At 65.3% G+C, this 10,047-nt stretch carries 8 protein-coding genes and 1 tRNA gene; 7 read left to right on the forward strand and 2 right to left on the reverse strand.

Features of this window, described 5'->3' with window-relative positions; translation table 11 throughout:
• Positions 1–4 precede the first annotated feature (4 nt).
• The 6 genes from QH270_RS33740 to QH270_RS33765 all read left to right on the forward strand — a co-directional run bounded on the left by QH270_RS33740 (position 5) and on the right by QH270_RS33765 (position 5,520).
• Entirely contained in the window at positions 5–655 is a 651-nt protein-coding gene (locus tag QH270_RS33740; RefSeq protein ID WP_110039850.1) for a GNAT family N-acetyltransferase, read from the forward strand.
• A 136-nt stretch (positions 656–791) separates the two neighbouring features.
• The gene (gene sepX / locus QH270_RS33745) at positions 792–1,820 is read left to right on the forward strand and encodes a divisome protein SepX/GlpR (protein WP_280348798.1); all 1,029 of its coding nucleotides are present in this window, start codon (positions 792–794) and stop codon (positions 1,818–1,820) included.
• A gap of 98 nt (positions 1,821–1,918) precedes the next feature.
• Positions 1,919–1,991, forward strand: a tRNA-Ala gene (locus QH270_RS33750).
• A gap of 588 nt (positions 1,992–2,579) precedes the next feature.
• On the forward strand, positions 2,580–3,002 hold the full coding sequence (locus QH270_RS33755) for a DUF6924 domain-containing protein (RefSeq protein WP_067641770.1): 423 nt from the start codon (positions 2,580–2,582) through the stop codon (positions 3,000–3,002).
• Between the two features lie 318 nt (positions 3,003–3,320).
• A complete protein-coding gene (locus QH270_RS33760; RefSeq protein ID WP_280348799.1) occupies positions 3,321–4,715 on the forward strand; it encodes a HEPN domain-containing protein in 1,395 nt (464 codons plus the stop codon).
• A 172-nt stretch (positions 4,716–4,887) separates the two neighbouring features.
• Positions 4,888–5,520, forward strand: a complete 633-nt coding sequence (locus QH270_RS33765; protein ID WP_167353315.1) for an AAA family ATPase — start codon at positions 4,888–4,890, stop codon at positions 5,518–5,520.
• A 1-nt stretch (position 5,521) separates the two neighbouring features.
• On the opposite strand, the gene QH270_RS33770 is transcribed toward QH270_RS33765, so the two are convergent.
• Together QH270_RS33770 and QH270_RS33775 are read right to left on the reverse strand one after the other, a co-directional pair.
• Entirely contained in the window at positions 5,522–6,814 is a 1,293-nt protein-coding gene (locus QH270_RS33770; RefSeq protein ID WP_067641767.1) for a tyrosine-type recombinase/integrase, read from the reverse strand.
• A gap of 798 nt (positions 6,815–7,612) precedes the next feature.
• Positions 7,613–8,434 (reverse strand): helix-turn-helix domain-containing protein, encoded by an 822-nt coding sequence (locus tag QH270_RS33775; protein WP_067641766.1) that lies wholly within the window; start codon positions 8,432–8,434, stop codon positions 7,613–7,615.
• 646 nt (positions 8,435–9,080) lie between these two features.
• Between QH270_RS33775 and QH270_RS33780 the strand changes: the two genes are divergently transcribed.
• Complete coding sequence (locus QH270_RS33780; RefSeq protein WP_067641765.1) at positions 9,081–9,980, forward strand: hypothetical protein; 900 nt, start codon at positions 9,081–9,083, stop codon at positions 9,978–9,980.
• Positions 9,981–10,047 lie beyond the last annotated feature (67 nt).

Genomic DNA, 10,047 nt, shown 5'->3' on the forward strand with positions numbered 1-10,047 from the left:
GTCGATGAACGTATTCCGGTCGGGTCAGCACCCCGGCTGGCCCGCACGGCTCGGCCCGGTGAACGTGGCGGCCGGGCAGGTGACTCTGCGCCCGGTGCGCTTTCGCGACGCCGCGGCCTGGAGCCGCATCCGGCTGCGCGACCGCGACCATCTGGAGCGCTGGGAGCCGACCGGGCGCGGCAGCTGGGAGGCGCGCAACCACGCGTCGAACTGGCCCTCGCTGTGGACGAGCCTGAAGGCCGAGGCCCGCCGCGGCGCGATGATCCCGTTGGTCATCGAGGTCGACGGGCAGTTCAGCGGCCAGCTGACCATCGGCAACATCGTGCGCGGTGCGCTGCGCTCGGCCTGGATCGGGTACTGGGTGGCCAAGGACCTCGGCGGACAGGGTGTGGCGACCGCCGCGCTCGCGCTCGGCCTCGACCACTGCTTCGGACCGGTCGGTTTGCACCGGGTGGAGGCGACGGTGCGGCCGGAGAACCTCGCCAGCCAGGCGGTGCTGCGCAATGTCGGGTTCCGCGAGGAGGGCATGCTGCGCCGCTACCTCGATGTGGACGGCGAATGGCGCGATCACCTGCTGGTGGGCTTGACGGTCGAGGAAGTGTTGAGCACCGTCGTAGACCGCCTGGTCAGAGAGGGTAGAGCGGCGCTGCCGTGAAATTTCTGTTACTCATGTGGCAGGTGTGCACGGCGCGCCTGCCGCGCGGGCAGGCGCGCCCGAATTAACCTACGGACGTCGGTAGTGCGTCCACAGATGGACAACACGCAGGCGGGGACGGGAGGTGAAGACCGCGATGCCGAATTCGATCTTGTGGATCGGGCTTGTCGTGCTGTGGGTCTTCGTCCTGTTCCCCATCCTGGCGGACCGGCATCCCCGGATCCGCCGCACCACCGATGCCGCACTCGCCACGCGCGTGCTGCACCGTGGCGGGGCTGAACGACGAATTCGCATCGGGGCGGCGGGCGGTCACGACAGTGACCCCGACTACCGCCCCCGTGTGCTCACCAAGCGCCCCCACCGTACTGATTCGGAGGATCGGATGACGACATCGGCCGACGAGCCCGTCACCGAAGCTGACGACGAGTTGCTCACCCCCGCACCGGAACTCGAAGCCGCGTCCGAGGCGGACCGCGACGACGCCGAGGACCGCACCGAAGACCTCTCCGCGGCGGACGCTTCCGCCGCCGAGGCTGTCGAAGACACGGCAGCCGAGCCGGATTCGACCGGTGACGACGACGAGTCCGCCGATCCCGCGGTGGCCGCCCGGATTCCCCCCGCCCCGCCGGCCCGGCTCGAAGACGTCCCCGCTCCCGACGGCGACGCCGAGGACGACGAGGACTTCGTGCCGAGCCGGCGCGGTCGCGGCGGCTACGACCCCGAAGCCGACGCCATCGCCCGCGCCGCCCGCTACAGCTTCCGGCAGCGTGCCGTCCTCGGCCTCATCATCGCCACCATCCTGTTCGCCGCGTTCGGCCTGCTGCTGAACTCGATGTTCTGGTGGGCGTGCGGGCTGTCCACGGCGGTGCTCGTGGGCTACCTGGCCTACCTGCGCAAGCAGGTCCACGTGGAAGAGGAGATCCGCCGCAGGCGCGCGGCCCGCCTCACCCGCGGCAAGCGCCGCGAGGAAAGCGCCACGCCCGAAGCGGCCACCACCCGCCGCACGATGGACCGCGATACCGCGCGCGCCCTGCGCCGGCGCTCCAGCCTGCTCGACACCGACGACGAGGACCCGATGTTCGAGCACCTGGAAACCTTCGATCCGGCCACCGCGCGCGCCCTCCGCACCCGGGTCGAGGACCTCGGTAGGGCAGTCGGCGAATAACTGGTCGAACCACGCTAGAACAGCAGGTCAGAGTACCGATTCGGTATCCGGGCGCAACGCCTGATACAGTGTCACAGCGCGGTTCGCCAGAGCCGCACGGGGCTATAGCGCAGTTGGTAGCGCGTCTCGTTCGCATCGAGAAGGTCAGGGGTTCGATTCCCCTTAGCTCCACAACAAGTGCAGGTCAGGCCGGGTTCTGAGAAGTCATCGGAGCCCGGCCTGACTCGTTTTCCCCATTAACTCCCCACAAATTGCCTGGCGTCCTCCGCGTGGGTGAATTCGGGCCGCTAGCCTGCTGGTATTCGCACCCATCGCGTTCCCAGCATGGCCGCATCACTCCTCTGGGTCGGATCACAGTCGCCGTCAGTCTCCAGCGGGCTCGGTTGGATCGATTGATGAGTTGGATCCTGCATCTGGCGTTCACGCGCCGCGTCGGCCACCATAGGGACCTGCGCCGCAGTGCACTGGCCGCCAACGTGAGTTGTCGATCGGCGACGTCTCCGAGTTCTGCTATGAGCTGTCGGCGTGAACCGACGCCAAGTATTTCGGTGCACCTCTCGGCGACGGGCGAGGGTTCAGAACCGATGCCGGTCGTTGACGGTTGCGTGGAACACTGGCTGGTTCTATCGGCGATCTGTGGCGTCACTCAGCGGTGAAAGCTGACGTCGCCTCGGACCTGAGGATTTCCGCATCGGCGAATTTGACGTCCTGATGTTTGTTGCGCATGGTGTTCTGCTGGCGTGGTGCACAATCTGGTGTATGGCACGGTTTCTGCCCGAGGGGGAATCGCTTCTGGTCCGTACGGACTTCACCGACGACACGGCCTGGGCCCAAACCCTCGCGGCAGTGATCGCGTCCTACGACGAGGACACAGAGACAGGGCTGACCCCCGTCGACGATGTGAACTTCAATGGGCTGACCGCCACCGAACTGGCGGACCTCGTCGACGGCCAGACCTATGTGTTCCTCGCCGACACCACCACGATGACCGACCCTGAACACCCACTGCTGGCGGTCGATACTAGCGATGCGGATGCCCGAGGGGACTGCGACGGGGTCTTCCGAATCGCGCCGTTCGCGATGGCCGAGGTCGAGGTCAACTTCTTCCTCTCCAACATGGACTTCGAGGACTACGCCAACAGCGTCGACGACGACGGTGTATTCCGCGGCTTCGATCGGTGAACCTGACCGGCACTCGGGACCGACCACAGGGCCATCCCCTCACAGCAGCTATAGATGGACTCGCCCCTTGCAGTGCGACAAGTGGGCCGGTACCAGCTGCACGCACTTCAAGCGTTGCGGTAGCAGGCCGCCACCGGCAACAATCCAGGCACACGCCAACGATGCGGTCTTCTGCGCAGCGTCCCGGTGACGTCATATTTCACCGATCGGATCGGTCTGATCTCATGCTGGACGCCGACGGAATCCACCGATAAGTCGTGTCACTATTCGCTGGCATAACCACACTGGCACGTCCACTCATGACGCCCAAGGAGTTCGATGAACGAGATCGGTTCGCTTGCAGGGGCCTTTGTGTCCGTGTGCTTCGAGAGGCTGAGGGCAGAGGGTGCGATCCCCACGTCTACCTCCCATCGGCATCTTCAGGCCGGTCTCGACTTCGAAGAGCTGCCTCTGCGAGAGCTGCCGGAGTATGCACGGCTTGCAGAAGCGGTCCTCGCGGCGGCTCCGGACACCAACTGGCATGGTGAATCGGAGTCGATGACCTCCTGGTTGCTGACCAGCTTCTTGGAGTTGTGCGTGCAGGAATGCTCCTACGCTGGTTCATATGACCCGCTCGGGCCAGAAGTCTCCGCCGCCATCGTGCAGCTGACGGATGTGCTGTCCGGACAGCCCTACGACATGGTGTTGGCGCGCCAGATCTCTCACCTGGTGCCGGCGTCGGGGAGTGAGATCGAGATCAACGGCGTTGTGATCGTGCCTGAGGGAAAGGGCTACCTGAACTATCGAATCCTGAAGGAGATCCCCGATGCCGACCATGCCTGGAAGCGGCATCTTACCCAGACGTTTCGGCCTCCACATGCCTTGTTGATGGTGCGCGAGCAGGTAACAGGCCTCGATTACTTCGGAGCAGGCGACCTCGAGCGCAAGTTGGATCGGTTTCAACTCGGTGTCAGTCTGTTGACCGGTGCCAATGTCCAAGGCATGTATCAGGTATTCGGAGCGAGTAGCCGGATATCCGCCCAGCCAGCTTCTCTCGAACTTCTAGCCCGGAACTCTCACGTCACGACGACGCGTCGAACCGCACGCCTCGATGGGAGCGAAGGTCCGGCGATCGCCGCGCTGACCGATCTGGTGGCTGATGCCCGATCGAAGACCGTTGGCCCGGACACGTGGCTGAGTTCCTTCGGGGAGGCGCTCAAGAGGTTCGCCAACCTGGACGACACAACCGGATACGGTGAACAGATCGTGGATCTCGCTACCGCCTTGGAAGGGGTGGTTCTGGGCACGAACGAGGGTGAAGGTCTTACTCTTCGACTGTGTACCCGCGTCGCTGCCGTGTTGGCACACGATGATGATCCGGCCGCCGTTCTCTTCGAGGAGCTGAAGCAGCTATACAGCTTGCGATCGAGCATCGTCCACGGCGGTGAAGTCTCGGTGAGGTCACTCAACGGCAAACTCCGCGCGATGGAATGCGTACCGAGTCGGGACGAGGAGAAGAACACCCTGGTGCGGCTGGGGTACGCCGTCGACCGGCTACGCGACATCGTTCGCCGGACAATTCTTGCCCGCATCTGTCTGGCACGGGGCGAGGAGCCCCCATGGCCGTTCGACGAAAAGGCAAGACTGGCGTCGTCAAGGTCGACTCGGTCCTGGCCGACGACACGATGCGTGCGGCCTGGCGCGCATATTGGCGTGACATGCTGGATTCGCTAGGCGCGGGTGCCGCGGCCCGGCGGGCCGCCCCACCGGTGTTTTCCCTGACCAGTGACGACCGCTGAGCATCACATCGGCTCCTCTCAGACAGCCTGTAGGGGGCGAGACGCCGGCGCGCGCTTTGCTCGCCATTGCATAAATCCGGTGATCAGGAGTGGTGGGAGGGAGCCGAGTGGCCGGACATAGCATCAGCCCAGTCAGCGCGGGAGGCGTGCTGGTCGGGCTTCGTGGTAACTCGGGCTCGGGCAAAACGACCGTGGCACGCGCAGTACAGCAACGATTTGCGCGCGCAAGCTGCCTGGTTGTTGCGCAGGATGTGGTCCGGCGGACGATGCTTCGTGAGACCGATGCCCCCGGCGCGGTGAACATCGACCTGATCGAGCATGTCGCTGCTTTTGGGCTGGCTCGTGGGCTGATCGTGATCGTGGAAGGCATCCTCGACGCGGACCGGTACGGCGAGATGCTCGAACGTCTCTCGGTGTCAGCGGGATCAGCGATGTTCTACAGCTTCGACCTGTCCTTCGCAGAGACCGTCCGGCGGCACGCGAGCAGGCCCCAAGCACAGGAATTCTCGCCGACCCAGATGGGGCAGTGGTACCACAGCTGGCAACCGTTGACGTTCGTCGACGAGGTCCGCATCGATGCGAGTTGGCAGCTCGAGACAGTCGTTGATCAGATCGTCGGCGACATCTGTGCCGCAGGCCTTTTCGATCAACAAGCTGCGCGATGCCAAGGCGCGACGGGTGGAACCTCCCCGCCGGCCTCGGCGACGCCTCGGCGCGTGACCGTCACCGAAGCGGAGTAGGTCAGGCGTCAAGATCCACGGGTGTGCTGCCGATGGCGCGGTCGAGGACGTTCGCCGCGGTCCGGTGTGGGCGTCCTCGCGCCATGTAGTACCGCTGGGTCATCGCCACGTCGACATGGCCGAGGACATCGGCGGTGACTCGCGCGGACAGGCCCGCGTCGTCGAGGATCGTGGCCACGGCATGCCGGAAGCTGTGCGGGGTGATGTCCTCGGCGAAACCTAGCGCTTCCCGGACACGCTGCCACGCGTGACCGACGTTCTGGGGGTCACGCAGGGTCCACACCGCAGAGGCAAACACCAGATCCAGGTCCTCGACCCCGGGCTTCGGCGGCGATGATTTGCGCCTGGCTGCCATCGCGTCTTTGCGCTGTTTGAGCATCGCCACAGCGAACTCTGGCAAGGCCATGATCCCGGTGTGGTTTTTCGGGTCATCGTCGTCGGTGACCCGGACGAGTCCCTTGCCGGCGACCCGGACGACTTTGCCGACGGGGTGCAAGGTTGCTTCGTCGAGGTCGATGTCGGACCAGACCAGCCCGAGCATCTGGGAGCGCCGTAGCCCGGTCGCGGCGTAGAGGGTGATGACGTCGGCGAGGTCGGCGCCTTCGCAGTAGGCGGCGACCGTGGGCGGGGTGTAGGCCTTGACCGGTGTGCCCCGCTCGCGTTCGGCCTTGGACAGCTTGCGCGGACACGGGATCTGCGAGGTGCGCACCGAGGACAGGATGAAGCGCAGCTCGTCGACGGTCAGATCACCCGCGCCGCCGGTGCGACCCTTGGCTTCGACGTTCTCGGCCATCCGAGCTTCGCGCACCGGGTTCACAGCGAGGGCTGTCCTTGCGCACGCGAACCGGAACATGCCGGAGAGCACGTTGCGTGCGGTGCGCATGTTCGACGGGCCTCGGGCGTGGCCCACGTCCTTGAGGAAGGCTTCCACCGTCGCGGTGTTGACCTCGAAGAGTCGTCTGCCGCCGAAGGCACTGTCGAAGGTCTTGGCGGCCTCGTCGTAGCGGCTGAGGGTGCCCTCAGCGCGACCGAGGGAAACCAGGTGGTCGCGGTAGTGGTCCCACAGCTGCTTGACGGTGATCGAGTCCGACAGCTCGTCATCGAGATCGACACGGATGGCGACGGCGGCGGCCATCACCGCGTCGAGAGCGCGTTGGCCGCTGCGGTCGGGTAGTGGTCGGCCTTGAGCGCTGAGCTTGATCGGGGAGAATCGGACGACCTCGCGGCGGCGGCCCGAGGTGTCACGGATATAGATGCGTGCCTTCCAATGGCCGGGGGCTATCTCGGTGAGCATCGGCTTGCCGGGTACCCCGAGAGGCCTAGGTGGTCTACCCCGGCTCACCGTCGTGCTCGGGTGGCTCGCCGCCCGAGTTCGCCAGAGCGGATTCGAGTTCGTCTATGTCCCAACGGAATTCCCTCCCAACTCGGATAGGTTTGGGTAGCCAGGTGTGCTGGCCTGGACGGCGGGCCCAGCGCCGCAGCACTTCTGGGTGGACGCCGAGGTGCTCGGCGGCAGTTCTCGTGTTGACCCACCGACGCAGCGGCGCCGGGGTCGGGTTCGGGGTCGAAGGATCGTCATGCATCGGTGCGGCGCTGGTCGTAGTGGACATCGATCAGCGGTGCGCGGTGCAGGCCGCCGTACCTCAGGAGTGCGTGGCAATCGCGGAGAAAACTCGCGTTCTTCTTCGAGAGGCGGTGGAACGGGCAGTCCCGAAGGCTGTGTGAATCGGAAGGGGGAGTGTTCGAATCGCGGCCATGCGCGCTCATATCCGTGGGCCGGAACTGCCCGCGGTGATGGGCTGCGATGACTCCCGATAGCACCGCGAGAAATCGCTCGCGCAGAGGGAGCAGAGGGAGATGGGTAGTGCTTGCGTGAAATTGCATCGGGCACCTTTCGGCCCGATCAATGACTCTTCCCGTCTCCAGGAAACCTGAAAATGTGGAAGTTCGCCACCAATTTTCTGCTAGCGCTGAGAAATTGGTGCCGACGCTCGCGCACAGCCCGACGACTTCGCCTCTGTGACCGATCACAAGATCCGCCTGGTGCGGCAGCGGTAGTGTCGCCGCCGCACCAGCCGGATGTCGCTGGTGGCTAGTTGAATTCCGGTCGCGGACAAGCCGCCTCAGGCGTGACCGTGATGAGCTGGACGTGGTGGGCGAGCAGCCCGTCGGTCAGTGACAGCAGGTAGGACACCGGCTTGCGGTCGGCATCGTAGGCGTGCAACAGGCACCGTGAATCGCGCCCATAGGAGACGCTCACGCTGGCTGCCCACAGTCGCCGGGCCTCGCTGATCGGTGTCAGAACGGAAACGAGCTCTGCGGCCTGAGCTGCGTTCCGGTGACGGCCCAGGGCGGATTTCAGCATCGCAACCGTCCAGGAGCCTTCGGCTTCGGAGTCGGCGACCACGCTCTTGCCCTGCTCACTCAACATCCACACCGCGATCGAGCTGGTGTCGTCGATACCGGGAAAGACCTCGGCGAACAAGTTGTTGCGCGCCAGCACATTCCAGAACGGGTCGATGAAGGCCGCTGGTATCGCGCGGGATTGGAACAGGTCGAGGTTGAGCATGAGCGACTTCTCGGCTCGGACATACCTGCGCAAGGCATCGGGTGGCGCCAGCGTGATCGCGGGGGCGGCGAGCTCACGAAGATGTGTTGCCATGGCTCTGTCCACGCGCAAGCCGATGATGATCTTCTCGAGCGTGTCGGAAGGCGGCTTGGAATCGCCGCGTTCGAAACGCCCCAGGTGAACGGTGCTGAGGTTGAGCTCTGCGGCTGCTTGGGTCTGGGTGAGGCCGAGATCGTCTCGAATCCATCCGATGGTGGTACCGAGGTCGGGGATCGAGACCTGTGGTCGGTTGGGGGCACGTCGACGTTGACGTCCCTTGTGGGGTCGTGAAACTCGGTCGTTCATTGCATCTCCCCCCCGGGAGGTAGTGACGGAAGTCACAGATTGAGTGGTTTGAACGGAGTATTTCGACTTCGTGACGAGACCAGGTCTACCAGAGGGTGTTTCGGGCGGCAAGCTAGCCTGCAGCTGCCCGAATGGTGGACAGGCATGTTCATGACAACCTCATAGGTAAGGCTACCCGGTGACGATGGGACCGCTGTGGGAGGCGAATTCTGTTGCGCGGTAAGAAACGTTTCTTGATGCGTCAAAGCGAATCTGCTGCACAATCCGCTCTTCCCTAGCTGATCATTTTGTGATCTATCAAAACTCGATCAGTTAAGAACCTAGCGGCCCAAGGGATTTCGTGGCTTGGATGGAAAGTGCAAGCCACTCCATGCATTTCGAGAAAGGACTTCCCTGTGGATCCCATCATGATCGCCAGCTACATCAACGCCGGGCTGGCGCTGCTCAGCAACCTCCTGGCACTGGCCGGCAACGGGCTCAACCTGGCCCTGCACCTGCTGTGAGACCGGCCCCGTAGAGGTACCCCGGCCGGGCGGCAGCCCGCCCGGCTGGGCCTCTCCAAGCGGGCGGCTCGAATTCGTCTGCCGCGCAACGTCAGCGGCACTTCCTGCATCTCAACCCTTCATCGAGAAAGGGTCTATCCGTCATGCCTGAATCACCTTCGACCACCTACTCGAACGCCGAACAACCTCACCTCTGCGCCCGGTTGACTCGCCGCGGCAGCACCTTGCTGCTGGCCGCCGCCATTCCTGTCGCGGTTGCCGTGTCAGCTCCTGCCACGGCCCATGCGAGTGCACCTTCGGCCGCGGTGGCCGACCAGGGCGGTGTCACCAGCCCGGCCCAGCCGGGCACCGAAACGCCCGCTCCGCCGCCGCCTCCTGTCGAACCGGCCCCCGAGCCGGCGCCGGAGCCGTCGCCTCCGGTGTATTACGAACAGCCCCAACAGATTCGCACCGGGCAGGCCCGTCCTGCCCCCGAGGTCGATGAGCCGGTGGAGCCGGTGCGGATCGAGGAACTGCATCTGCCTGTTCCGGTGGAGCCGGTGGCGCCGATCGTGCCGCCGGAGAACACGATCCGGGTAGGGGAGTGGCAGACGCCGAGCCCGGACTGGTTGCCGGTGGAAGTCCGCGACACCATCAACAACACCGCCGCCGGTGCCGAAGCGCAGATCGCGACCGCACTGGACTCGGTCGGTATCCCGGCCGGGCGCTCCGACCGTGTCAGCGGCGCAACCCTGGGCGGCGCCGCTGTAGGCGGTGCGGCCGGTGCGACCGTGCTCGGCGCCCCCGCGGCTGCGGTGGGCGCGGTAGCCGGAGGGCTGATCGGTGGCACAGTCGGTGGAATAGCTGGGGCCGCCGTCGGCATCGTCATCCCGGTTCCCATCATCGGGCAAGTCACCAGCGGAGTGGCGGGTACCGCCCTGGGTGCTGCCGCTGGAGCTGCTGCGGGTGCGGCGATCCTCGGAGTACCGGCCGGTGCCGTCGGCGCGGCGGTCGGCGGAACGATCGGTGCCGGATTCGGTGCCGGCGTCGGAGTCGGCCAATGACCGGCAGCACACGACGTGTCGCGGTCGTTGCTGCCGCGACGGTGGGGGCAGCGCTGTTCACCACGGT

Origin of the sequence: Nocardia neocaledoniensis (assembly GCF_029868625.1) — a bacterium.
Taxonomy (GTDB): Bacteria; Actinomycetota; Actinomycetes; order Mycobacteriales; family Mycobacteriaceae; genus Nocardia; species Nocardia neocaledoniensis_A.